The 24,750-nt window shown below is 29.7% G+C and carries 19 protein-coding genes; 18 read left to right on the forward strand and 1 reads right to left on the reverse strand.

The features are described from left to right. From thiT to ACSYT2_RS04780, 6 genes are all read left to right on the forward strand, one after another. Entirely contained in the window at window positions 1-591 is a 591-nt protein-coding gene (thiT, locus tag ACSYT2_RS04755; protein WP_430856034.1) for an energy-coupled thiamine transporter ThiT, read from the forward strand. A gap of 178 nt (window positions 592-769) precedes the next feature. Beyond that, entirely contained in the window at window positions 770-2,281 is a 1,512-nt protein-coding gene (locus tag ACSYT2_RS04760) for an ABC transporter permease (protein ID WP_438383814.1), read from the forward strand. Window positions 2,282-2,293: 12 nt separating this feature from the next. After that, complete coding sequence (locus tag ACSYT2_RS04765) at window positions 2,294-2,959, forward strand: ABC transporter ATP-binding protein (RefSeq protein ID WP_438383816.1); 666 nt, start codon at window positions 2,294-2,296, stop codon at window positions 2,957-2,959. 20 nt (window positions 2,960-2,979) lie between these two features. Then, on the forward strand, window positions 2,980-3,648 hold the full coding sequence (locus ACSYT2_RS04770) for a response regulator transcription factor (protein ID WP_438383818.1): 669 nt from the start codon (window positions 2,980-2,982) through the stop codon (window positions 3,646-3,648). Between the two features lie 97 nt (window positions 3,649-3,745). Beyond that, window positions 3,746-5,044, forward strand: a complete 1,299-nt coding sequence (locus ACSYT2_RS04775) for a sensor histidine kinase (protein WP_438383819.1) — start codon at window positions 3,746-3,748, stop codon at window positions 5,042-5,044. A gap of 211 nt (window positions 5,045-5,255) precedes the next feature. Beyond that, window positions 5,256-6,644, forward strand: a complete 1,389-nt coding sequence (locus tag ACSYT2_RS04780) for a L,D-transpeptidase family protein (RefSeq protein WP_438383821.1) — start codon at window positions 5,256-5,258, stop codon at window positions 6,642-6,644. 134 nt (window positions 6,645-6,778) lie between these two features. On the opposite strand, the gene ACSYT2_RS04785 is transcribed toward ACSYT2_RS04780, so the two are convergent. Then, on the reverse strand, window positions 6,779-6,958 hold the full coding sequence (locus tag ACSYT2_RS04785; RefSeq protein WP_438383822.1) for a hypothetical protein: 180 nt from the start codon (window positions 6,956-6,958) through the stop codon (window positions 6,779-6,781). Between the two features lie 174 nt (window positions 6,959-7,132). Between ACSYT2_RS04785 and ACSYT2_RS04790 the strand changes: the two genes are divergently transcribed. From ACSYT2_RS04790 to ACSYT2_RS04845, 12 genes are all read left to right on the forward strand, one after another. Further along, window positions 7,133-7,687: a sigma-70 family RNA polymerase sigma factor gene (locus tag ACSYT2_RS04790; RefSeq protein WP_438383824.1), complete on the forward strand. Its 555-nt coding sequence runs from the start codon at window positions 7,133-7,135 to the stop codon at window positions 7,685-7,687. A gap of 4 nt (window positions 7,688-7,691) precedes the next feature. After that, a complete protein-coding gene (locus tag ACSYT2_RS04795) occupies window positions 7,692-9,047 on the forward strand; it encodes a DUF4179 domain-containing protein (RefSeq protein ID WP_438383826.1) in 1,356 nt (451 codons plus the stop codon). Between the two features lie 143 nt (window positions 9,048-9,190). Next, window positions 9,191-10,555, forward strand: a complete 1,365-nt coding sequence (locus tag ACSYT2_RS04800) for an FAD-binding oxidoreductase (protein ID WP_438384999.1) — start codon at window positions 9,191-9,193, stop codon at window positions 10,553-10,555. 262 nt (window positions 10,556-10,817) lie between these two features. Next, window positions 10,818-12,902, forward strand: coding sequence for an SPFH domain-containing protein (locus tag ACSYT2_RS04805; protein ID WP_497527250.1), 2,085 nt, complete (start codon window positions 10,818-10,820; stop codon window positions 12,900-12,902). Window positions 12,903-13,332: 430 nt separating this feature from the next. Further along, on the forward strand, window positions 13,333-14,721 hold the full coding sequence (locus ACSYT2_RS04810; protein WP_430856044.1) for a L,D-transpeptidase family protein: 1,389 nt from the start codon (window positions 13,333-13,335) through the stop codon (window positions 14,719-14,721). A 162-nt stretch (window positions 14,722-14,883) separates the two neighbouring features. Further along, complete coding sequence (locus tag ACSYT2_RS04815) at window positions 14,884-15,411, forward strand: DUF5662 family protein (RefSeq protein ID WP_430856045.1); 528 nt, start codon at window positions 14,884-14,886, stop codon at window positions 15,409-15,411. 78 nt (window positions 15,412-15,489) lie between these two features. After that, the gene (locus tag ACSYT2_RS04820) at window positions 15,490-16,725 is read left to right on the forward strand and encodes a peptidase U32 family protein (protein WP_430856047.1); all 1,236 of its coding nucleotides are present in this window, start codon (window positions 15,490-15,492) and stop codon (window positions 16,723-16,725) included. 232 nt (window positions 16,726-16,957) lie between these two features. Then, a complete protein-coding gene (locus ACSYT2_RS04825; protein ID WP_430856048.1) occupies window positions 16,958-17,746 on the forward strand; it encodes a GDSL-type esterase/lipase family protein in 789 nt (262 codons plus the stop codon). A 19-nt stretch (window positions 17,747-17,765) separates the two neighbouring features. Continuing rightward, window positions 17,766-18,263: a DUF4358 domain-containing protein gene (locus ACSYT2_RS04830; RefSeq protein WP_438383829.1), complete on the forward strand. Its 498-nt coding sequence runs from the start codon at window positions 17,766-17,768 to the stop codon at window positions 18,261-18,263. A gap of 22 nt (window positions 18,264-18,285) precedes the next feature. Continuing rightward, window positions 18,286-19,692 (forward strand): MBOAT family O-acyltransferase, encoded by a 1,407-nt coding sequence (locus ACSYT2_RS04835; protein ID WP_438385000.1) that lies wholly within the window; start codon window positions 18,286-18,288, stop codon window positions 19,690-19,692. Window positions 19,693-19,713: 21 nt separating this feature from the next. Continuing rightward, window positions 19,714-20,907 carry a DHHW family protein gene (locus ACSYT2_RS04840; protein WP_430856051.1) on the forward strand — a complete coding sequence of 398 codons (1,194 nt, stop codon included), beginning with the start codon at window positions 19,714-19,716 and terminating at the stop codon, window positions 20,905-20,907. Between the two features lie 376 nt (window positions 20,908-21,283). Next, window positions 21,284-24,721, forward strand: a complete 3,438-nt coding sequence (locus tag ACSYT2_RS04845) for a pyruvate carboxylase (protein ID WP_430856052.1) — start codon at window positions 21,284-21,286, stop codon at window positions 24,719-24,721. Window positions 24,722-24,750: the final 29 nt, after the last annotated feature.

Here is a 24,750-nt window from a genome sequence, read left to right on the forward strand (position 1 = left end):
ATGTTTAATACTTTTCTATTATTTATTTCTATAATTCCATTCCTAATTTACTTTAATAAGATGAGAAAGCTTAAATTAACTACAAAAGAGATGGTAGTAGTGGCATTGTTTAGTGCCATTAGCTATATGTTATCATTGATACCTGTAATAAAGTATCCTCAAGATGGAGGAATTAATATGTTCTCCATGTTACCACTTTTATTAGTATCAATCTTATATTCAAGAAAGGTAGGGGTTACTGCTGGACTTATTACAGGATTGTTAAGCTTATTAATGGGAGGATACATAGTTCATCCAGCACAATTAATACTTGATTATTTACTTCCAGAGATGGCATTAGGTTTAAGCGATATATTTGGAAAAGATAGTAAAAAGAATATTGTAATAGGTAGCTTAGTAGCGGTACTTATAAGTACTCTATTACACTTTATATCTGGAATAGTCTTCTTTGGACAATTTGCTCCAGAGGGGATGAATCCTGTAGTTTATTCATTTATATATAATTTCTCTGGAGGTGGACTAGAAGGTGTGCTTTCAGTAGGGATAATATATATGTTGCCAATTGCAAGATTAAAGAAAGCTTTAAATTAATAAAAACTATATTAAACTAAGAAATATTCACCTAGGTAGTATGCTAACCTAGGTGCTTTTTTATTATTAATACAGGTGTAGAAATTACAGATGAAATTCACATGTCCTTCATTAGAAATACAATTTACTTTGCTAATATTAATGAAAGTAAAAATATAAGTAAAGGAATGTGATAAAAATGAACTTTATAATACGAGGAATACTGACATTAAAGGAAAAGAAAGGTAGAACGGTAATTTTACTTGGAATTATGTTTACAGTTTGTGTAGTAATACTAGCATCTTTTGGAATACAGTCAGGGGCACAAGCAGCCGCAGTACTAGCTAGAGAAAAACTTGGAGCAGTTGTTACTGTATCTCAAAATATGGAGAAAATGATGCAAAAACAAAGAGATAGTAATGAACAGGGCAGTAGTACTGCTGGAGAAAGAAAAAGGCTTACTATGGAGAAAAAAGATGTACCTTTAGAATATGTAGATTTACTAAAAGAAAATGATCACGTAACAGGATATTACTTAAGTAAAAGTGCTGGTGCAAACTTAACAGAACTTTTACCCGTTGGCAAAGAGAAAGAAGCGGAAACAACAACTACGGAAAATAAGATTGCGGGATTTGGCAAAGAAAATGGTGGAAATTCATTTATAAATAACATTCCCAAAGGTATGCATATGTCTGGTGATATTACAATAAGCGGAGTTAATAATTTTAGTATGTCAGATGAATATGTAAATGGCGAATCAGTACTAAGCGAAGGAGAGTCAATAACGGAAAGTAATATAGATACAAATGTAGTAATGGTTGAAAAAACTTTTGCAGATGAAAATTCATTGGCAGTTGGTAGTACTTTTTCAATTGAAGATACAGATGGAAATAATGTAATACAAGTTGAAGTTATAGGGATATATACATCTAGCAAAGAAGTTAGTGATAATGGATTTATTAATACTTCTCAGCTTCCATATAATACAATAATTGCACCATATACATTAGTAAGCTCAATTAATTCTGAAGAAGCAACAACAGGGGTTAATACAATTAAATTTTACTTAGATGATCCATTAAATGTTGATTCATTTGTTGAATTTGCAAAAAGCACTACAATAGATTTTGATACTTATTCAGTAGATGGTGGAACAAAAGAGTATGAAGATATGATGAAACCAATTGAAAATGTTGCTTCATTTTCTAAAACAACAATTATTATAGTATCAGTTTTTGGAGGAGTAATATTAGCTTTAATAATAATTCTATCAATAAAAGATAGAACAAGCGAAATTGGAATGTTAATGGCTTTAGGAGAAAGGAGAGTAAAGGTAATAGGTCAATTCTTAGTTGAGGCATTAATTGTTTTAGTAGTAGCTTTTAGTTTATCTATTATAGCTGGAAATGCAATTAGTAGTAAAATTGGCGATGTTCTTTTAGAAAAAGAATTAACTACAACAGAATCAATAGCAACAAATACGCAAGGTGGTGGTATGCCTAACAGACCAGGTGGTATGAATTTTGGGAATAATAAAGGTGGTTTGATTACAACTACTGAAAAGATTGAGGAATTAGATATAGATATTTCTACTGATGAAGTAGGGAAAATGGCAGAATTAGCATTCATAATAGTGATTTTAGGAACTATAGTTCCTTCAGTAATGATAATGAGATATAATCCTAAAACAATATTAAGTAAGCATAGCTAGGAGGAAATAATTATGGAAAGTATTTTAAGAGTAGAAAATGTATCCTATTGGTACGATAAAAATCAAAATGTATTAGATGAAATTGAATTAGAATTTAATAAAGGCAGATTTTATACTATTATAGGAAGTTCAGGGTCTGGAAAGACAACCTTTCTATCTTTAATATCTGGACTTGATCATCCCAAAGAAGGTACAATTGTATTTGAAGGTGAAAGTATAAGAAATATTGGACTTGAAGCCTATAGAAATAAGTGTGTTTCAATAATATTTCAAGGATATAACTTATTAAATTATATGACAGCACTTCAAAATATAACTTCGGCTATGTCTATTAAAGGAATTAAAAAGGGAAATAATAAAATGTTTGCTTTAGAAATGCTAAATAGAGTAGGCTTAACTAAGGATAAGGGTCAACAAAAGGTACTAACATTAAGTGGGGGTGAACAACAAAGAGTTGCCATTGCAAGAGCATTATGTTGTGAAAGTGATTTAATTATTGCAGATGAACCAACAGGAAATCTTGATGAGTCAACCTCTAAGGAAATTGTTTCTTTATTTAAAGATATAGTGTATAAGGAAGGTAAAACTGTTGTGATGGTCACTCATGATAAAGAAATTGCTAAAGTAGCAGATGAAATTTATCAGGTTAAAAAACAAAAAATAATTAAAGTAAAGTAAAATGAAGGGTAGTTAGAAATATGGATATAAAGATTTTAGTAGTAGAAGATGATGTTAAGATTCAAGAACTTATTGTTGAATTTCTATTATCACAAGATTATAAGGTTGATGCAGCAAGTGATGGTGTAGAAGGCTATGAGAAATTTAAAAAGGGTAACTATGACTTGATAATTTTAGATGTAATGATGCCAAATCTAAATGGATACGATCTTTGTAAGATGATAAGAAAAAAGAATAGATATATTCCAATTATATTTTTAACTGCCTTAGGAAATGAAGAAGATGAGATTAAAGGATTTGATTTAGAAGCGGATGATTATATCACAAAGCCTTTTTCATATAATATTTTAATAAAAAGAGTAGAAGTAATATTGAAAAGAAAAGGAAATCAGAAGATTAACGATAATTTGCTAGAATATAAAGATTTAAATATAGATGAGAATTCATATAAGGTCTATATTAAAGGGGAAGAAATTGAACTTACATTAAAAGAATTTAATATTTTAAAGCTTTTAGTAAAGTCATATCCAATGGTAGTTACAAGGGAACTTATTATAGAAAAGGTTTGGGGAACAGATTACTTTGAGGATACAAGAGTAATTGATGCTCATGTTAAGAACTTAAGAAAAAAGATAAATGCTAATTATATAAAAACATTAATAGGAATTGGTTATGTTCTTGAAAAATAAATTTAATAATTTAGGAATTAAAAAGAAAATATTTGTAGTATCCACTTCAGTAATAATATTTGGATTTTTGATCCTATATATAGCGTTTTATATATTTATGCCGAGAGTCTTTTATCGTTATAAGGTTGCAACAATTGAAAGTAAAATTAATACATTAACAAATGATTTAAGTAGTAATAGCTATGAAAATCCTTATGAGATATTAGATAAATTTTCTTATGATAATAACTTAATTATGTTTATAGTGGACGAAGATGGAAGGCGTATATACTCTTCAGTTAGGGAAGGATTTAATCATTCAGATAGAGGTGTCTTACCAGGGTTATCTAAAAAAAAGACTTCTATAATGAGAAAGGAAGAGGAGTTTTATTTTAAGCAAATAAATAAGAATTGTATAGTATATCTTGACATACCTATTAAAGCAATAGATGAAACTGAAACAACAATAAAGATATTTTTCCCTTTTGCTATATTGGCAATTGTAGTAATTGCTCTTACAATTTCATATTTTTATTCAATGATAATAAGTAAACCCTTAATTGAGATAACAAAGAAGGCAAAGAAGATGTCTAATTTGAATTTTACAGAAAAGTTTTATCCAAAGGGAAATGATGAGATAGCCCAATTGTCAAAGTCATTAAATATTATGAGTGAAAATTTATATGCTGGTATTAAAAATTTGGAGTCGGCTAATTTTAAGTTGCAACAGGATATTGATAATGAAAGGAAGATTGAAAAAGAGAGAAAGGAATTCATACAAACTATATCCCATGAATTAAAATCTCCAATTACCGTTCTAAGGGGTCAGTTAGAAGGAATGATTCATAGTATTGGGAAGTATAATGATAGAGATAAGTATTTAAAAGAATCTTATGAAGTTATTAAGAAGATGGAGCAATTAGTTTTAGAATTATTAGATTTATCTAAGTTTGATAATCTAGATTTTCAATTAAATCTTGAAAGGGTAGATGTATCAAAGCTAATTAGGGAAATCTTAAGAGACAATTATTACTTTATAGAGCAGAAGATGATAAAGCTTGATGAGAATATAGAAAAAGAAGTATTTGTTGTAGGCGATAAAAAGCTACTAAATAAGGTCTTCTCAAATATAATAGGAAATGCTATTCAACATTCTCCAATTAATGAGAGGATAGTTGTAGGTCTTAATAGTTCGGTATTTAGGGTGAAAAATAGTGGCGTAGAGATAGAAGAGGATGATTTAATTAACATATTTAAAGCTTTTTATAGAGTTGATAAATCGCGGAATTCTAATACTGGCGGTACAGGATTAGGGTTATATATTGTTAAATCTATTTTAGATAAACACAGTAATTTAGATTTTTCAATAGTCTCAAAAAATAATAGTGTAATTTTTAATATAAACATAGAAAACTAGCATTTAAAAGTGCTAGTTTTATTTTATGAAAATAAATAAGAAATTGTTTAATAATTTTTTTATGTAAAGTGATTATAATAGTTTTAAATTTAAAACTTACCTCATAAATATAGAGTAGATAACAATAAAGTATTGGAACTATTAGAGTGAACAGTTCATATAATTAAAATGATAAAAAATGGTAATAATCTATATTGAAGGGGGGAGTATTATGAGCAAGGGAAAGAAGAAACATTCTAAATTCGTAAAGGCAGGTATTATAACATTTTCTATTTTACTAGGAATATATGTAATTACATCAATGTATTTTTCTAATCATTTTTATCTAGGTTCATCAATAAATTCAATTAGTGTGTCAGGTAAGACTATTGATGAGGCTCATGAAGAAATACTATCAGAAGCAGATTCATATTTATTAGAGTTAAAAGGTAAAGATGGGGTTACAGATTCTATTAAAGGAAGAGAGATTGATCTTAAATATGATACAGAAGAGGAGGTTAAAAGATTGAAGGATAAACAGAATCCCTTTGGATGGATTATAGGGATTTTTAGTACTGATGAGATTGAGACATCGGATATAGTTTCTTTTAATGAAGAAAAGTTAAAAGAAAAGATAGATGCTTTATCTTTTTTTGATAGTAAAAATATAGTTGAATCTAAAAATGCTGGATTTGAGTATAAGAATAATGAATATAGGGTTATTAATGAGATATATGGCAATAGTGTTGATAAAGAATATTTATATTCTAATATAGTTAGTGAAATATATAAGGGTGGAAAAATAATAGATTTAGAGTCAGCAAAGTGCTATAAAGAACCTGAATATAAAGCTGATTCTAAGGAAACTAAGGAGATTGTAAAAACCTTAAATAAATATGTAGATTCAAAAATAACATATACAGTAGCTGACCATCCAGAGTTGATTGATGGGAGAATAATAAATCAGTGGCTTACTGTAAATGATAATTATGAAGTTGTTTTTGATGAATCGAAAGTTAAAGAATATGTTAACTCCTTAGGAAGTAAGTATAATACCTTGGGGAAAACAAGGAAGTTTACCACAACAGAAGGTAAGGTAGTATCTGTTCCAGGTGGAGATTATGGATGGAAAGTCGATACTACAGATGATGTATCAGGTATAATAGCTGATATAAAAGAGAGTAAGACTACATCAAGGGATGCTGAATATACACAAACAGCCTTTGCTAAAGGTGAAAGTGATATAGGAAAAACTTATGTAGAGATTAATTTAAGTAAGCAGCATATGTGGTTTTATAAGGATGGAGCACTTGTAGTTGAAGGTGATATTGTTACAGGAAATGTTAGTTTAAATCATACAACTCCAGCAGGAACTTATAGATTAAAGTATAAACAAAGGGATACAGTACTTAAAGGTGAAGATTATGAATCGCCAGTTAGTTTCTGGATGCCATTTAATGGAGGTATTGGACTTCATGATGCAACTTGGAGAGGTACATTTGGAGGATCTATTTATAAAACAAATGGATCACATGGTTGCGTTAACTTGCCTTATCCTGTGGCAAGTAAAGTTTTTAGTAATATTGAAGCTGGTACTCCAATTGTTTGCTATGTGGAGTAATAAATTATTATAGATAGAATTTATAACAATAAGGATTCTCACCTTTCTTTTAAGGATACATCTCCCATTAGGAGTAGAATTAAAAGGACATGTGAGAGTCCTTATTTTAATGTGGAAATTTAAGAGGTGATTATTTATAAATCATCAGCATCTTGTTCTTCACCATACCTAACAGTACCTTCAGAACTAAAGCTATCACTAGGATCCCTTTCAATAAAGTATCCATCATTAGGCTCCTTAGAAGGCTTAGCACAATTCTTAGATGATTTTACTTGAAGATCTTTTAAATTATTTATTTTTTTTTCTTTACTCATAATAAAAACTCCTTTTTCATTAATGAATTTAGTATACCCAATTTAAATAATTAAGTAATGGTTAAGGCTGATAAAGAAAATTTAACCATATGGATAGATTTGGTATAATTTATACGAAGTAATAATTAGAGGAGGAAAATGATTATTTACTTGCAAGTATAAAGGAGAATCAATATGAAAGTTAATGAAGAAAATTATATTTTGTTATTGAGAAGAAGAAATGAAAAAGCATTGGATTATGTGATAGATAACTATGGCGGCTTAATAAAGGTAGTAGTTAAGAAACAATTATATAACTTAAGTAGCCTTCAAGATGAGTGTATTAACGATATTTTACTAGGTATCTGGAATAATATAGACAAGTTTGACGAAAAGAGAAGTGAATTTAAGAACTGGGTAATTGGGATAGCTAAATTTAAATCTATTGATTATAAAAGAAAGTATTTAAGAGAGTTGGCTTATGAAAATATAGATGAATTAAATTTAAGTACTCCAGATAATACATATAATGGGATTACAATAAAAGCCTTAGAGGAGGAGTTAGGAATTTTACTTAGTTACCTAAAAGAAGAGGATAGGGAATTATTTAGGAAAATCTATCTTGAGGAAAAGGATATTTTAGAAATAGTTAAAGAAACAGGGCTAAAGAGAGAGATTATTTATAATAGGATTTCTAAGGGGAAGAAAAAAATAAGAAGGCTACAAGAAGTAGCAAACAATAGGGGGTAACTCTATGAGTAGAGATATATATGATATGTTAAATGATGCTAAATTTAACTCAGAAGAATTTAGTGCTGAGGAATTAGATATGGAAGGATTTAATGATATGGAAAAAGAAAAGATAAAAAATAATATTAAAAAAAATGGAAATGGAATAAATAAAAATAAAAATAAAAATAAAAAAGTAAAAATAGCAATAACTGCAGCAGCTATGGCTTTAGCAGTAGCATTGTCTAATGGAAGTGTAAGAGATGCTGTTTGGGCAAGTGCAAATGAAATAGCAAGTAAACTAGATTTTAGCAAGAATTACTCATCAGATTATATAGTGCCATTAGATGAGATGGTTAATAAAAATGGTGTGAGTATAAAGTTAGATGAAAGTTATAGAAATGGAAGAGAGGTAAGACTAGTTTATACTATGACTTTTGAAAAGGGAGTCCCAGATTCGATTAATGGAGAAGTAATTAGAGCAAATGAGGAAGGAGCTAAAACAGAAAATATTAAGCAAATCACATATTATACAGTTGGTGATGATGGCAAGATTAGTGCTTATGGGAAAAATGATAAACCTCTAGATTTGAATGAAGATGAAGAGGCATATCTTAGAGAAGAAGTAAGAAAAGGTACTATGGAAATGAATGATGAACGACGTGAATTTGAATCAAGAAAGCGAGGAGTCTATGGGGCTAGCATATCTATAAATGGATCAAATATAGCAGATATACTACAAATAAGAGAAAATTATGAAGAATCTGGAATACTAGAGTGTCAATCAACAGATAAATTAGTAGATGAAAATACAATACAAAAAGAATTTATAATTACTTTAATGAATGATGAATTAGATAAAAATTTAGATGTAGAAATAAATTATGACAAAATCATAGAGAATGATGGGAATGCACTTAATGGACCATGGATTTTAAAATATACAGTAAAAGCTGATAATAAAGAAAATTCTATAGAAATAACAAAATTTGATGGGAATTACGATTATACATTCAGCAATGGAGAGAAGATTGTATTTGAAGGTTATGCTAATACGAATACAGGATTAAAAATATATACAAAAAACTACGAGGCACCATCGAAAGATTTAGTAAGTAACCGACTTGAAGGAACTGATAATTTAGGTAATAAATTAATAATGTATCCTCGTTATCCAAATTATAAAGAGGGTGAAGTTAATGAAGGCGTATATACACTATATGATGGACCAGATGGATCTAGTACAAAGAGACCAGTATTTGGAGATGATGTTACAAGTGTAACTCTTAGACTTTATGAGGGGAAATCTGTGTTTACAAATGGTAAATGGGGTGAAAATTGGAGTCCTGTAGGAGAAGAATTTACAATTAACTTAAAATAATAACAGAGCTCTAGCCCTAGTGCTAGGGCTCTATACTCTTATATTAAAATAAATTATGAACTAATATTAGTAACAAATATTAGTAACAAAGTTATAGTTTACATCATAATATATTACGTAAATATAATAAAAATGAGGATGTCATTATGAAATATAATTTTGATGGAATAACAGGTGAATTAGTAACTAGAAGGAGTAGTAGCTATAATGTAGATAGAGAGATATGGAATAGATCAATACAGAGATTTCCTATAGCTATTGTCTATTGTTTTAAGAAAATTGATGTAGTTAATGCAATTTGTTGGTCAAGGAGAAATGATGTAGACATAAGAGTCAGGACAGGAGGACATAATTATGAAGGTTATTCTATTGGCAATGATATATTAGTTATTGATATAAGTAAAATGGATAATATATATATAAATGAAGAGAAAGGAATAATTAAAGTTGATGGAGGAGTAAGTAATTTTCATATTTATGAGTCTCTTGGAGTTAGGGGATATCCATTTCCAGGTGGCTCTTGTCTTACAGTTGGAGTAGCAGGTTATGCTCAAGGTGGAGGTTGGGGATTTTCTTCAAGAATTTTTGGATTAGGTTGTGATAGCCTTAAAGAGGTAGAGATTATCAATTATAAAGGTGAGACAATAATAGCCAACCAATACTGTAATTCAGACCTTTTTTGGGCATTAAGAGGTGCTGGAGGAGGTAACTTTGGCATTATAGTATCTATGACATTTTCTTTACCACCTAAGATCAATAAGGTTACTTTACTATCAATAAATTATGATGAATTACCACTTGAGGAAGAGGTTGAGATATTTGATATTCTACAAAATATGTTTCCAAATTTAGATAGGAGAATTAACTTTAGGGTTAGTTTTTTTAATTCAGAGGAAGATGGAAGAGGAATTTATATAATTGGATTATTTTATGGAAGAGAAGAGGAAGCCTTAGAAATAATCAAACCTCTAATAGATATAAATAGTAGTGTTAAGATTAAAATTGAGTATATTACTTTTTTAGAGGCAACTCGGAAGATTGGATCTATTTATGCTCCCTATGAAAAATTTAAATCTACCGGTGGATTTGTATATAAAAAATATAGTAAGTCAGAACTAGTAAGAATACTTCAATATATAAGAATGAGACCTGCAGGATCAGTATATATAGCAGTAACCTTGTATGGATTAGGTGGAGCTGTTAATGATAAAGATAAAAATAGCACAGCATTTTATTATAGAGGATGCCAGTATATATTAGGAATTCAAACAGTATGGGAAGAGGATAATTACCAAGAAGTTAATGAAGAATGGTTTAAAGAGCAATTTGAAATAATGAAGGGGTTCTTTATAGGTTCATATGTTAATTTTCCATACTCAGATATAAAAAATTATGAAATTAGATATTATGGAAATCATGTAAAGAGACTTAGAAGGATAAAAAACAAATACGATCCTTTTAATATATTTAAATTCCAACAAAGCATAAAGGGATATCTTGAGGATTAATTAAAGATTCTAATGAAAAAAAGCTATCTTAAATATTAAGGGTAGCTTTTTTACTTATAAGAAAATTACTGTCCATATAGAGGATTATAAAAATGTTCTGAAAGGAAAAATTTATTTTAGAGAAATAAGAAAATAAACTAATAATTGTATGGTGAAATAAAGTGGATAAAAAATGCCAAGGTGAATATAAATAGAGTATATTCATTTAGAATTTAATATAAAAATTAAAAAATGAATACAAAATTAAAAGGGGATGCTTATATTGGAAGAGATTAAACAATTTATTTTACCTGGGGTTTTAGTTATAGTAGCTTTGATAGCTGCTTATTTATTAATTTTCAAAGTATTAGGACTCAGAATAATTAGCACAGATGAAGTAGGGGTAGTGGAGAAATGGTGGTCTCCACGAGGTAACCTAAAAGATGGAAGGTTTATTGCATTAAATGGAGAAGCAGGATTTCAGCCAGATGTTCTAAGAACAGGTATACATTTCAAATCTTGTTTAATATACAAAGTTTTAAAGTGTCCATTAGTAACAATTCCTCAAGGACAAATAGGATATATTTTTGCTAGAGATGGGGAGCCACTAAATGAAACACAGACCTTAGGCAGAGTGGTAGACTGTGCAAATTATCAAGATACTAAATCCTTTTTAGCTAACGGAGGCCAGAAAGGACCACAAAGGTCTATTCTGAGAGAAGGAACCTATGCTTTCAATCTTAGTATATTTATAATACTAACAGAAGCTAAAGATCTTTATGTAAATATAGGTAATAAGCTTGAAATAGATCAGATTGCAAGAATGTCAGATGACTTAAGGGCTCAAAATGGATTTAGGCCAGTAGTAATAAAAGAAGGTACTAGAAATGCTTTTGGAGAGATTATTAAAGATCCTATGGGGATTATAACAGTTCAAGATGGACCTTCATTGAGAAATGGAGAGATAATAGCACCAGTAGTTGGCGAAGATCCAACAGATCCAGAAACATATCACAATAACTTCCAAAATACAGAGGCATTCTTAAGAGCTGGCGGATATAGGGGAAAGCAATATCAAGTAATTAGTGACGGGACTTATTTTATAAATCGTTTGTTTGCAAGTATAGATATTATTCCAAAGACAATTATTCCAGTGGGTTTTGCAGGTGTAGTAAATTCCTTTGTTGGTAAGAAAGGAATAGATGTATCTGGAAGTACTTATACTCATGGAGAACTAGTAGAAGAGGGATGTAAAGGGATATGGGCAAATCCATTAAAGCCAGGTAAGTATTCATATAATCTTTCAGCAGGAATTTTAACTCAAGTTCCTACAACTAACTTTATATTAAAATGGGTTCAATCTGAGGTTGGGGGACATAAATTTGATGAGAATTTAAAAGAAGTAACATTAATAACTATGGATGCTTTTGAACCAACATTACCACTTTCAGTTGTTGTTCATATAGATTATAAAAAAGCACCTCTTGTTATTCAAAGATTTGGAGATATAAAGAGATTAGTTGATCAGACATTAGATCCCATGGTTTCCTCATACTTTAAAAATATAGCTCAGAAAATGACATTAATACAACTGATTCAAAATCGCTCAGAAATTCAGAAGCAAGCCACTGATGAAATGAAGTCAAAGTTTGAAAATTATAATCTAGAACTTGAGGAAGTATTAATTGGAACTCCTTCACCAAATGGGGATAAGAAAATTGAAGAGATTCTAAAACAATTAAGTGATAGACAATTAGCAAAGGAAAAGATTGAAACATACAGTAGTCAAATGAAAGCTAGTGAGAAAGAGAAGGAATTAAAAGAGTTCCAAGCTAAAGCTGATCAACAATCTGAACTTACTAAATCAGAAATTAACATTAAGATACAAGACAATATTGGTAAGGCCGAATTGGAAAAGGCTAAACAAGATGCTGAAAAGCAAAAAACTCTTGCTGACGCTGAATCCTATAAGGTTAAAAGATTAGGAGAAGCTCAGGCAGAAATGAAAGCAAGACTTGGTATTGCCCAAGCTATTGCAACAAAGGAACAAGTTAATGCATATGGAGGGCCTCAATATCAAGTAATTCAAGATGTAATGACTAAATTTACTGATTCAATTAAGGAAGGAAAAATCAATATAGTACCTAATAATGTAGTTACTATGGGTGGTGGAGAAAATGGTGGAAATGTTAATGCTGTAGAAAGTTTACTTGCAGTACTATTATCTGAGAAGATTGGGATTGATTTTAAAGCTGATATTGAGGAAAGTGACTATGTCAAGAATATGAAAGAAGATATATATAAGAAAATGGGTGAGAAAAGTAGAGACTACAATGATAAGGCAAAAGAGGAAATAGAAGAAAAATGAAAACAATTATAGAATAAATATTAAAATAAGAAAATCACTTGCGAACATGCAAGTGATTTTCTTATTTTAATTATTAGTAAACTTTATAAATCTATAGTGATTTAAATTGTTAAAGTTAAGTATAAGTCAAATAATAAGTATATTTTTTTTAATCTATAATAAACCTCTAAATAATATAAGAACTATAGGCGATAATAGAGTAATATATAATTATTTCGAATAGTTATAAATTATATTGATAAGAAATTTCAAAATAATCACATTAGTAAATATAAAATCTATGAAAGTATAAAATAAATAGAACAAAAGTTTTTTAGGTAAAGGATATCAGCCTTTGAACTTATTAAAAAAATATTATATAATTATTAGGTTGATGAAAATGGAATTATTTTGGTAATTATTAAAATGTTTTGGGAAAGGAGAAATTATTATGGATAAAAAGCTAAGTAAAGGTAAGAAGATTGCAATAGGTACTGCAATTCCTTTTTTCATTTTACTTATTATATACTTAGGTGGATCAATGTATTTTAGAAATCATTTCTATTTAGGATCTAAAATTAATGGAATGGATGTTTCAAGAAAAACAGTTGAAGAAGTAGAAAATAAAATCATTTCTGAAATTGAGAAATACACATTAACTTTAGAGGGAAGGGGAAATCATAAAGAAGAACTTAAGGCGGCTGATTTTGGATTGAGATATGAAGCAACTGAGACAATCCAAAAGATAAAGAATAGTCAGAGTCCTTATGGTTGGATTTCAGCATTATTCAAATCGGAAGAAGAGGAAAAGTATGAGGTAGTCTCATATGATGAAAATTTGTTAAAGAAAGTTATTGATACTCTGTCAGCACTTAAGAGTGAAAATGTAACTGAGCCCCGGAATGCAGCTTTAGAATACACTGAGAATGGTTATGTAATAGTTGATGAAGTTTATGGAAATAAAATAAATAAGAATACTTTGTATGAAGAAGTAACAAAGGCAATACTAGAAGGGCAAACAACACTAGATTTAGAATCCGCTAATTGTTATGAAAATCCAAGATTTACAGCTAAGTCTCAGGAAGTATTAGAGGCTAAAAATACAGCTGATAAGTATGTATCATCAAAAATTACTTATAATATTGGAAATAATACAGAAGTACTAGATGGATCTACAATAAATAAATGGATTACTGTTAATGATAATTATGAAGTTGTTTTTAATGAATCTAAGGTTAAAAGATATATTGATGAATTGGGATATAAGTACAACACTGTTGGAAAGACAAGAACATTTACTACTTCATTAGGAAAGACAGTAGAGGTTCCAGGTGGAGATTATGGTTGGAAAATTAATCGTTCAGAGGAAACAGAAGAATTAATTGCAGCTATAAAGGAAGGACAAGACATTACAAAAGTACCAAAGTACAGTCAAAGTGGTGCATCTCGTGATGGAAATGATATAGGCAATACCTATCTGGAGATTAATTTAACTACACAACATATGTGGTTTTATAAAGATGGTGCTCTTATAACTGAAGGTGATATTGTTACAGGTAATATAGTTAATAATTGGGGGACACCAGCAGGAACTTATATGTTAAAGTATAAAGAGAGAAATGCAACCCTTACAGGAGAGGATTATAAAACACCTGTTAACTTTTGGATGCCATTCAACGGTGGGATTGGTCTTCATGATGCACTTTGGAGAGATGAGTTTGGAAAGGATATTTATATAGCAGCTGGTTCTCATGGATGTGTGAATGCACCATATGAAGTAGCACAGGCAGTATTTGATAATATTCAAGCTGGTGCACCTGTTGTTTGTTATACTGAATAATTATATAAAACGGAATTATATCTTAAAATTATTTATATAAAGGACAAGAGTATCATCTTATAAGAGTTGATGCTCTTGTCCTTATATTGTCAAAAATGCTATTATAGTAGAGGATAGAGACCTTAAAAGCTATTAGATAAGATATAGTGGGAGAAAATGAAAATGAATGCAATAGATCATTTTAGAACAATCACAAATCATAAAATGCTAGTTATGAAATACTGCTTTAAAGTAGGTTTATATAAGCAAGGTATATTACATGATTTATCGAAATATAAATGGATTGAATTTTCAGCTGGTATAAAATATTACCAGGGGAATAGAAGCCCAAATGGTATTCAAAAGGTTAAAGAAGGATACTCAAGAGCATGGCTTCATCACAAAGGAAGAAATAAACATCACTTTGAATATTGGATTGATTATGGTATAAAAGCTGAGGATGGAGTAATAGGTATGAAAATGCCTATTAATTACGTAGTTGAGATGTTTATAGATAGAATGTGTGCTTCGAAAAACTATGAGAGGGACAAGTATACTGATAAAAGCTCTATAGAATATTATAATAGAGAAAAGGATTATTATATTCTTCATAAGGAAACAAGAGAAATATTAGAAAGGTTACTGAATATGTTAGCAGATAAAGGTGAAGAAGTAACATTTAACTATATAAAAAACTCACTTTTAAGTTGATTTAGAAGTGAGTTTTTGTTAATGTCATAATAGAATAATTATAGTTATAAAATATAAGAAGGTAAGGAAGATATAGAAATGAAACATAAGTATAAAAAACCAGAATTATTAGCACCAGCAGGAAGTTTAGAAAAACTTAAAATAGCATTTCAATATGGAGCAGATGCAGTTTACTTTGGAGGTAAGTTCTTTTCTTTAAGAGCTACAACACAAAATTTTTCCTATGAGGAAATGAAAGAAGGGGTGGAAATAGCCCATAGTCTTGGGAAGAAAATGTACTGTACAGTTAATGTAATGCCTAGAAGTGAGGATATTGATAGATTACCAGAATTTCTAAAAAAGTTAGAGGAAATAGGTATTGATGCAGTTTTGGTATCAGACCTTGGAGTATTTTCAACTGTAAAGAAGCATACGAACCTTCCTATTCATGTAAGTACACAGGCAAATACAGTTAATTACGAGGCCTGTAATATGTGGGAAACTCTTGGAGCAGAGCGTGTGGTTCTAGGACGAGAATGTTCACTAAAGGAAATAAAAAAAATTCGGGAGAATATATCAGAAGAATTAGAACTTGAAGTATTTGTTCATGGCTCAATGTGTATTTCATATTCAGGAAGGTGCCTACTTTCAAGCTATATGACAGGTAGAGATTCTAATAGAGGAGCCTGTGCTCAATCTTGTAGATGGAAGTACTCTTTAGTTGAAGAAAAGAGAGCAAATGAGTATTTCCCAATTGAAGAAGATTCAAATGGTACATATATTATGAATTCGAAAGATTTATCAATGATAGAATATATTCCAGAGCTTATGGAAGCTGGAATTTCGTCATTAAAAATAGAAGGGCGAAATAAAAGTGAGTATTATGTTGCTATAGTTGTAAATGCATACAGACAAGCAATTGATTTATATTATAGTGATCCTGAGAATTATAAATTACCTAAGGAGCTATATGATGAACTTTATAAGGTGAGTCATAGAGAGTATTCAACAGGATTTTTCTTTAATGAACCTAAGAGTGATGGACAGATTTATCATACTAATGACCATGTTAGAGAGTATGATATGGTAGCTATTGTTCATGAATACGATGAAGAGACTCAAATTGCTACTTGTAAACAAAGAAATAAGTTTGTATTAGGTGATAGGGTTGAAATTTTATCACCAAACTCAATGAGTGAATCATTTATTGTAGAAGAGTTATACAATGAAGAGGGGGAAAAGATAGATAGTTGTCCCCATCCTGGAATGATCTGTAAGGTAAAAATACCCTGCAAGGTAGGGAAGAATAGCTTTATAAGAAAAGCTTTAATTTAATAAGCTAAAGGATGACATATATAAAGGGGAATTGTATTAGAATAATTAAATTTTTTATTCTGATATAATTCTTTTTTTATGGATTTTTATCTAGTTTAACTAAGGAAAAGTAGAAGAATATCAAGATGAAATTTTATGGGGATAATTGAGTTGTAAACAAATTGTAATCAAAATATAGAATTAATATTTTATAATAGTGAGAGAAAATTTTGTAATATAAGAGGATAATTATATGAAAAAAGTAGTTTTGATAATAGCAGCAGCAATATTAAGCTTTATTACAATCAATGGAGCTATTACAGGAGGCAATAAAGGGAAGCTTAATGAAAGTGAAAATAAAGGTAGAGAGTATTTGTTAAAGTTAGAAGAGAGAGATTTGAATACTATAGAGAGTGAAATAGATGAATTTAAAGATAGCTATTATATAGATACAAATAAAAAAAATGAGGAATCAGAGGGAATAGGAGGGAAGAATTATAGCAAATACTATAAAGACACCATATTTATGGGAGATTCAATAATGGAGGCTTTATCGGAATTTGATGTAATAAATGACTACAATGTATTGAGTACCAAGGGTGATACAGTTGTGAAAGCTACTAGTAAGGTTGATAAATTGAAAAATCTTAACCCTAAAAATATAGTTTTATTATATGGTATGAATGATGTAATAGAATTTGATGGTGAAATTCCTGGAAAGAACGAGGATATGTTTAAAGAAAAATATACTGAACTTTTAAATAAGATAAAAGAAGCATTACCAAGTGCCAATATATATATAATGTCACCACTTCCTGTATTAGATAATGCAGTTAAAACAAATAAGAGACTGACAAATAATAATTTGGATAAATTTAAAGTAAAGGTAGAAGAAACAGCAGTTGAAACTGGAAGTATTTATGTGGATATATCTGGATTAGTAAAAGGGAAGGAGATCTTATATGAGGGGGATGGAATTCATCTTAAATATGACTTTTATACTATATGGTTAGATTATCTTAAGAAATATATTAGTAATTAACAATTTTGTAGGTGGAGAAATGATAAGAGGGAGAAATAGAAAAAAAAGTAGATATAGAAAGTATTATTTAATGGAAATAGTAGTAATAGTAGTTACATTTGTTTTGTTATATCCCTTAGTTAAGGTAAAGGATGCGAATATGGATAGTATAAGAAGTACTTTAGAAGCTAAGGTTAACTCTGAGATAGTTAAGGTAGGAACTGAGAAAGATCTTAAGAAGATATATAACATAGATAGTAAAGATATAGAAGAATTTGTTTCCTTTATACCTAAAAGTAATATGGATGCAGAGGAATTTCTAATCTTAAAGGTTAAAGATGAAAAAATGATACCTGAGACTAAGGAGAAAATACAGAGTAGGATTGATAAACAAGGAGAGAATTTCAAAAATTATAGGCCTGAAAAATATGAAGTAATAAGAAATGCGGTATTAGAAAATGAAGGGAGATATATTATATTTATAATTTCAGAGGAGGATCAAATTATAAAAGAGGAAGTAAAAGAAGAATTTAGATAAAGACGTAATAGAGGTGACAGTTTTGGTTTTTAGTAGTTTAATATTTTTATTTTTTTTCTTACCACTAACATTAATAATATATAATATTGTACCAAGGAAAGCAAAAAATCTAATAATACTATTAGTGAGTTTAATGTTCTATGCTTGGGGAGAACCAGTCTATATAGTTTTAATTTTGATATCTATAATTATTAATTATATTGGAGCTTTATTAATTAGAAAAAATCGAAGAGATGAAGAAAAACACAAATTTATATTTGTAACATTAATACTAATAGATGTTAGTATTTTATTTTTCTTTAAATACTATGGATTCTTTATAGAAAATATTAATGTTCTATTTGGTAGTAGTTTATCTGTTAGAAATTTACCATTGCCCTTAGGAATATCATTTTACACTTTTCAACTAATATCCTATATAGCTGATGTTTATATGGAAAAGGTAAAACCACAAAAAAATATAGTAGATTTTGGGGCTTACGTTGTTATGTTTCCACAGTTAGTAGCTGGTCCTATAGTTCAGTATAGTGATGTAGAAAAACAGTTAAAGAATAGATATGAAAGTCTAGATAAATTTGGACAAGGTGTCAGGAGGTTTATTATAGGGCTAGGCAAGAAAGTAATAATAGCAAATAATATTGGTCTTATTTGGGTGGAAATTAAAAATATACCCATTGAAAATATATCGGTATTATCAGCTTGGATTGGAATAATTGCATTTACTTTACAAATATATTTTGATTTCAGTGGATATTCAGATATGGCTATAGGCCTTGGGAAAATGTTTGGATTTGATTTTATAGAGAACTTCGATTATCCTTACATTTCAAAAAGTATAACAGAGTTCTGGAGAAGGTGGCATATATCTTTAGGCTCATGGTTTAGAGATTATTTATATATACCATTAGGGGGAAATAGAAGAGGACTAAGAATACAATTTAGAAACCTTATTATAGTATGGTTTGCAACTGGACTTTGGCATGGAGCTAGCAAAAATTTTATTGCTTGGGGATTATACTTTGGTATATTGATTTTTATTGAAAAGTTATTCTTAAAGAAGATTTTAGATAGAATTCCTACTATATTTGCTCACATATACACAATGATTTTAGTGATTGTGGGATGGGTATTCTTTGATACAGATAGCCTTTCTTCTGCAATAAGATATATCTCTGTAATGTTTGGGTTTGGGGATAACATACTAATGGATAATGTATTTAAATATATATTATCTACTAATTTTTTGATATTAGCCATAGCTATAATATGTTCAACACAAATTGTTAGTAAATTTGTTAGAAAAGTAAAATTTAATATGGATGGAATAAATTTATTCTTAATAGTAAGTATACAATTCTTAATTTTAATAATTAGTATTGCTTTCATTGTAAGTGATACTTACAATCCATTTTTATACTTTAGGTTTTAGGAAAAAAGGGAGTTGTTTGGGTTGAAGATACATAAGATTGAAAAACAAAGTAGGTATTTAGTTAAGAAAAAAAAGAAAGTCAAGAAATATGAAAAAGCTAATAATATTTTGCTAGCAATGATATTTATAGGTTTAATTTTTTCAATAACATTGGTAGGTAGTATAAAAAAAGATAAGGATTTTTCAGAACAAGAAAATAGGAAATTAAGTATGAAACCAAAGTTTACTTTGAAGTCATTTGTGAATGGAGAATATACTGAAGATTATTCAAACTACAAATCAGATCAATTTCCTGGTAGAAGTAGATTTGTTTCTATAAAAGCAAAGTTTGATGATGTATTTGGGAAGAATAGAAGTAATGGGGTTTATATAGGTGAGGATAATCAACTTATAGAGCAATTTCAAGAGGCTAGTGAAGAGGAAACTAAGGAAAAAATAGAGGCCATTAATAACTTCTCTAAAAGATATAGTAACCTTGATACTACTTTCATGTTAGTTCCTACTGCAGGTAAAGTACTAGAGGAAAAGTTACCTAAGTATGCAATTATGGATGATCAATTAGAGTATATGGACAAAATAAAAGGCGGTCTAAATTCTAATATTAAATATATAAATCCCTATGAAGATTTATATAAGAACAAAGATAACTATATGTATTACAAAACTGATCACCATTGGACTAGTAAAGGTGCCTATATAGGTTATAGAAAATTTTGTCGTGATCTAGGACTAGTAGCAAAAGAGGAGAAGGATTTTACCATAGAGAAGGTGTCAGATTCATTTTATGGTAGTTTATCATCGAAAATTGGAACAATAAGTGGGGAGGGAGATGAAGTAGAAGTTTATATCCCTAAGGATGAAAAGTTTGTTGTTAGCTATGTAGAGGAGCAAGAGAAGGCTACTAGTCTTTTTGATAGCGATGCTCTAAAGCAAAAGGATAAATATGAAGTATTTACTGGGGGGAATCACCCTCTTATAAATATAAAAACATTAGGTAATCCAGAGAAGAAATTACTGATTATAAAGGATTCTTATGCAAATAGTTTTCTACCATTTTTAAACTCACACTATGGGCAAATAAGTGTAGTTGACTTACGATACTATACTGATGACATAGATAAGTTAATGGAGTCAGAGGAAATAACTGATATAGTGTTCCTATATAATGTAAATACCTTTAATCAGGATGGTTCTATTTTAAATCTGAACAATTAAATTATTTTAAACAATAAAAATATTTACAAATACTATAGTATTTAGATATAATTGCTTAAACAAGAAAGTTAATTAAGTAAAAATTATATAAATTCGATAAAAATAGGATTTAATATAGAAATAAAAATCCTCAAGAATAAAATTGTATAATTTTAAATATTACTAAATATAATATATTTTTAGAAAAAATATATTATAAAGATAAAAGTAGATAAAACTGAAAAAATTTTCATGTAAATGAGATATAATTATGATATAATTTGTATGGTACTGTCAAAAAAAATACATTCTTTTAGGGCTATTACAAAAATGAGTTAATAAAAATAATGTATTTTTAATATAAACAAAGAGACAAATGTTAAAGGAGTGTATGATATTGGGGAAAAAATTTAAAAGAGTATTAGTTGCTAACAGAGGGGAAATAGCTATAAGAATATTTAGAGCTTGTCATGAGCTAGGAATAAGAACAGTAGCTATTTATACAGAGGAAGATAAGCGTGCATTGTTTAGAACTAAAGCTCATGAAGCATATTTAATAGGCAAGGGAAAAGGTCCAGTTGAAGCTTATTTAAATATTGATGAAATAATAACTCTTGCATTAAAGAAACGAGTTGATGCAATCCATCCAGGTTATGGATTCTTATCTGAAAACGCTGAGTTTGCAAGAAGATGTGAAGAGGTAGGAATAGAATTTATAGGTCCTAAATCAGAAATGATGGAACAATTAGGAGATAAAATTCAATCTAAAATAGTTGCGAAAAAAGTTGGGGTTCCAGTAATACCAGGAGTTGAAAGAGCAATAACTTCAGAAGAAGAGGCTATTAAAATTGCAGAGGAATGTGGATATCCTGTAATGGTAAAGGCTGCTGCTGGTGGTGGCGGTAGAGGAATGAGAATTGTAAGAAATGCAGATGAACTTGTAAGTAACTTTAGAAGCGCTAAAAATGAAGCAAAGAAGGCTTTTGGCATAGATGATATATTCATTGAAAAGTATTTAGAAGGACCAAAGCATATTGAAATTCAAATTCTTGGAGATAAGTATGGTAATATAGTACATCTTTATGAAAGAGATTGTTCTATCCAAAGAAGACACCAAAAGGTTATTGAATTTAGTCCGGCATTATCACTAACAGAGGAAAAAAGACAGGAAATATGTGCTGATGCTATAAAAATAGCTAAGTCTGTAGATTACAGAAGTGCAGGTACTTTAGAGTTCTTAGTGGACATGCATGGAGATCATTACTTTATAGAAATGAATCCAAGAATACAAGTTGAACATACAGTTAGTGAATTAACAACTGGTATAGATATAGTTCAAAGCCAAATCTTAGTAGCAGAAGGTCATCCATTAGCTTCAGAGGAAATAGGAATATATTCTCAAGATGATGTAAAGCCAAGAGGATTTGCAATTCAATGTAGAGTTACAACAGAAGATCCTTCAAATAACTTCTCACCGGATACAGGTAAAATTGATATATACAGAACAGGTTCAGGCTTTGGTATAAGACTTGATGGTGGAAATGGATATAGTGGAGCTGTAATTAGTCCATACTATGATAGTTTACTTGTAAAATCCACTGCATTCTCAAGAACTTTTGAGGATACAATTAGAAAGTCAATTCGTGCTATCAAGGAAATAAATATTACAGGTGTTAAGACTAATGTTGGATTCTTAATCAATGTACTTAATAATGAACAATTTAAAAAGGGTGAATGTGACACTAATTTCATATCAGACAACCCTCAATTATTTGATATAAAACCAAGAACTGATGAAGAACAAAGAGTATTAAGATTTATTGGAGAGAAGATAGTAAATGAAACTAAGGGAATTAAAAAAGAATATGATGTTCCTGCAATTCCTGAAGTAGAAACATTAGATGGTTTAAGAGGTACAAAACAAATACTAGATGAACAAGGTCCAGATGGATTGGTTAAGTGGATTCAAAGCCAAAATAAACTTCTTCTAACTGATACAACAATGAGAGATGCTCAACAATCACTAATGGCTACAAGAGTTAGAAGTAGAGATATGAAAAATATTGCAAAGGCTACAGCTACTTATGGAAATGATTTATTCTCATTAGAAATGTGGGGAGGAGCTACTTTTGATACTGCTTACAGATTCTTAAAAGAAGATCCATGGTTAAGACTTGAATCACTAAGAAAGCGTATCCCAAATGTTATGTTCCAAATGTTAATTAGAGGTGCTAATGCAGTAGGATACAAAAACTACCCAGATAATGTTATTAAAGAATTTATAAAAGAGTCCGCTAAGAGTGGAATAGATATATTTAGAATCTTTGACTCATTGAACTGGTTAGAAGGAATAAAAACTTCATTAGATCAAGTGTTAGAATGTAATAAGGTAGCAGAAGTTGCTTTATGTTATACAGGTGACATTTTAGATTCTAGTAGAGATAAGTATAGTCTTGAATACTATGTTAAAAAAGCAAAAGAGATTGAAAAGATGGGTGCTCATATACTTGCAATCAAAGATATGTCAGCATTACTTAAGCCTTACGCTGCAAAGAAGCTTATTACAGCATTAAAGAATGAAATATCGATTCCAATACATTTGCATACTCATGATACTACAGGGAATGGTGTAGCAACCGTGTTAATGGCTGCAGATTCTGGAGTGGATATAGTTGATACTACTTTCAATTCTATGTCAGGACTTACAAGTCAACCTGCACTTAACTCAATAGTTGCAGCACTTGGACACACTGATAGAGATACTGGAATTGATATAGAGGGTGTACAAAAGCTATCTGATTATTGGGATACAGTAAGACCGGTTTATAGCCAGTTTGAATCTGAGCTAAAGTCAGGAAGTGCAGAAATATATAATTTTGAAATACCAGGTGGTCAATATTCAAATCTTAAGCCACAAGTTGAAAGCTTTGGGTTAGGACATAGATTTAATGATGTAAAGCATATGTATAAAGTTGTTAATGAAATGCTTGGAGATATTATAAAGGTTACACCTTCTTCTAAGATGGTTGGTGATATGGCAATATTTATGGTACAAAATGATTTAACACCAGAAAATATATATGAAAAAGCTAAGAATATGGCATTCCCTGATTCAATAGTTTCATACTTTAAAGGTATGATGGGACAACCAGAAGGTGGTTTCCCTGAAAAGTTACAAAAGCTTGTATTAAAGGGTGAAGAGCCTATAACGGTTAGACCAGGTGAGTTACTAGCTCCAGAAGACTTTGATAAGATTGAAGAATACTTAAAAGATAAGTATAAATTCAAGCCATCAAGAAAAGATATACTAAGCTATGCTTTATATCCAGATGTATTTGAAGACTATATAAAATCCGTTATTGAATATGGTGATTTAAGCCGTATGGGTAGCGATGTATTCTTCCATGGATTAGCTGAAGGAGAAACAAGTGAAATTGAAGTGGCAGAAGGTAAAACATTAATAGTTCAATTAATTGAAATAGGTAAACTTGATGCAGATGGATTTAGAACTTTAGATTTCGAAATAAACGGAAATAGAAGAGAAATCAAAATTAAGGATAAGACTGAAAGAATTATAGGTGGATTAACAGATAATGCTATTGAAATGGCTGATGTTGATAACAAACTAGAAATCGGAGCAAGTATTCCAGGAAACGTAATTAAGGTACTTGTAGAAGAAGGACAAGAAGTTAAAGCTGGTGAAGGACTTGTTGTAATCGAAGCTATGAAGATGGAAACAAACATAGTATCTTCAGAAGACGGAATTGTTGAGGCAATATTTGCAAAAGAAGGCCAACAAGTAAAAACAGGTCAGTTATTAGTAAGGATTAAATAATATTTTTAGGCTAGCAGAAGGTGAACTGC

Origin of the sequence: Clostridium zhoujianii (genome assembly GCF_051590805.1) — a bacterium.
Taxonomy (GTDB): Bacteria; Bacillota; Clostridia; order Clostridiales; family Clostridiaceae; genus Clostridium.

What these genes read in the sequence shown, in the direction of transcription:
- ACSYT2_RS04775 (WP_438383819.1), top strand. Translation starts at nt 3,746, where the DNA reads ATGCCGAGAGTCTTTTATCGTTATAAGGTTGCAACAATTGAAAGTAAA.
- ACSYT2_RS04760 (WP_438383814.1), top strand. Translation starts at nt 770, where the DNA reads ATGAACTTTATAATACGAGGAATACTGACATTAAAGGAAAAGAAAGGT.
- ACSYT2_RS04830 (WP_438383829.1), top strand. Translation starts at nt 17,766, where the DNA reads ATGATAAGAGGGAGAAATAGAAAAAAAAGTAGATATAGAAAGTATTAT.
- thiT (WP_430856034.1), top strand. Translation starts at nt 1, where the DNA reads ATGTTTAATACTTTTCTATTATTTATTTCTATAATTCCATTCCTAATT.
- ACSYT2_RS04780 (WP_438383821.1), top strand. Translation starts at nt 5,256, where the DNA reads ATGAGCAAGGGAAAGAAGAAACATTCTAAATTCGTAAAGGCAGGTATT.
- ACSYT2_RS04765 (WP_438383816.1), top strand. Translation starts at nt 2,294, where the DNA reads ATGGAAAGTATTTTAAGAGTAGAAAATGTATCCTATTGGTACGATAAA.
- ACSYT2_RS04825 (WP_430856048.1), top strand. Translation starts at nt 16,958, where the DNA reads ATGAAAAAAGTAGTTTTGATAATAGCAGCAGCAATATTAAGCTTTATT.
- ACSYT2_RS04815 (WP_430856045.1), top strand. Translation starts at nt 14,884, where the DNA reads ATGAATGCAATAGATCATTTTAGAACAATCACAAATCATAAAATGCTA.
- ACSYT2_RS04790 (WP_438383824.1), top strand. Translation starts at nt 7,133, where the DNA reads ATGAAAGTTAATGAAGAAAATTATATTTTGTTATTGAGAAGAAGAAAT.
- ACSYT2_RS04770 (WP_438383818.1), top strand. Translation starts at nt 2,980, where the DNA reads ATGGATATAAAGATTTTAGTAGTAGAAGATGATGTTAAGATTCAAGAA.
- ACSYT2_RS04810 (WP_430856044.1), top strand. Translation starts at nt 13,333, where the DNA reads ATGGATAAAAAGCTAAGTAAAGGTAAGAAGATTGCAATAGGTACTGCA.
- ACSYT2_RS04785 (WP_438383822.1), bottom strand. Translation starts at nt 6,958, where the DNA reads ATGAGTAAAGAAAAAAAAATAAATAATTTAAAAGATCTTCAAGTAAAA.
- ACSYT2_RS04820 (WP_430856047.1), top strand. Translation starts at nt 15,490, where the DNA reads ATGAAACATAAGTATAAAAAACCAGAATTATTAGCACCAGCAGGAAGT.
- ACSYT2_RS04795 (WP_438383826.1), top strand. Translation starts at nt 7,692, where the DNA reads ATGAGTAGAGATATATATGATATGTTAAATGATGCTAAATTTAACTCA.